The sequence below is a fragment of the Microbacterium sp. Bi128 genome (genome assembly GCF_918698205.1).
The window spans coordinates 1-1276 of sequence record NZ_CAKKMM010001432.1 but is presented as its reverse complement, the minus strand read 5'-3'; the positions used below and the strand labels follow the sequence as shown (position 1 = coordinate 1276).

Genomic DNA, 1276 nt, shown 5'->3' with positions numbered 1-1276 from the left:
AACAGGGACCATACTGTCTCGTGCGGGAAGTTCACCGAGTCGAACACGCTGAGTGCTCCCACCACCAGGACGCCCACAAGCTCCACCAGGACTGCCGCCACCGAGACCTTGAACGCGGTGCGCCCCGGCTTCGCCAGAGACACGGTGGCCACGACGTAGACGGCGGCGGCGAACGCGGACAGCAGGTACGCCAGCGGCGCCTCGGAAAACTTGGTGAGAATCTGGTAGCCGGCCCGGGCCGTCGCCGAAATCGCGAAGATGGCATAGACAGCAATCAGCAGCCGTCCCGACCCGGTGTTGCGGGTATCGGTCGTCGCCGGCGCAGTGTCGGCGGATCCAGCGTCCGCCGGCCCAGTGGTCCGGGACGCCGGCGCCGCCGGGTTTCCGGTGCCGTCGTGCGGGGAGTTTGCGCTCACGTTTTCTGCCTCTTCCATCTCAATACCAGATCTGGTTCATGCGCGCCGCCATCACCAGGGCGGTGACGCCGACGGCGGCCAGGACAAAGTTGCTCCAGCGGGTCCGCTCCAGGATGGACCAGTACACGGCCCCAATCGGGAGGATCAGCGCCGTCGCCAGATAGCCCCAGAACTCCCAAGCCTCCCCCGCGATCCGCTCGCCGCTGGCCACCCGGACAATCGAACCCCCCAGATAGACCAGAAGGGCAAGTTCGACGGCGGCCACCGACAATATCGTCGTGTCGTTGGGCGCCTTCTTCAGGAGGCCCGCGACGACGCAGATGATGCTGGAGAGCAGGCCAACCACCAGAATGATGTAGAAATACGCGTCCACTACTGGCCGGCCAGCTTTTCTGTGGGCTGCTTATCTGTTGCCTGCTTATCTGTGGCCGGCTTGCCGTTGCCGGGCTTTTCATTGCCGGGCTTTTCATTGCCGGGCTTTTCGTTATCCGGCGCGAAGACGAGCACTGGTTTGGCGTAGCTTCCCGCATCGGCCAGGAGGGCCACGAGCGAACCGTCCGGCGCGAACGCCGCTGCCGGTTTGTCCGCGGTCGCTGCCTCCGGTGTGCCTGCCGCTGCTCCGGCTCCGATCCTGCGGCCGAAGGAAATCTCAGTGGTTTCCGCCTCGCTGAGTTCACGGTTCGGCATCAGCGCCCGGGCGGCGTCCGAGATTTCCAGTACGTCCAGCGTCTCGGCCAATTGTTCGAGCGTATGTGCCTGATCAAGGGTGTATGGACCCACTTGAGTCCTCCGCAGTGCAGTCAGGTGGCCGCCGACGCCGAGAGCATCGCCGAGGTCGCGGGCCAGGGCACGGATGTAGG

At 65.1% G+C, this 1276-nt stretch carries 2 protein-coding genes and 1 pseudogene; all 3 read right to left on the bottom strand.

Annotated elements, in window-relative coordinates:
- The coding region (locus LQV45_RS33425) for a hypothetical protein (RefSeq protein WP_230012051.1) at positions 1-434 on the bottom strand (434 nt) is incomplete at its 3' end.
- Position 435: 1 nt separating this feature from the next.
- Positions 436-789 (bottom strand): hypothetical protein, encoded by a 354-nt coding sequence (locus LQV45_RS33420; RefSeq protein ID WP_230012044.1) that lies wholly within the window; start codon positions 787-789, stop codon positions 436-438.
- Positions 789-1276: pseudogene (gene truB / locus LQV45_RS33415) on the bottom strand (tRNA pseudouridine(55) synthase TruB); the annotation flags it as partial. The gene LQV45_RS33420 and the pseudogene truB, both read right to left, overlap by 1 nt.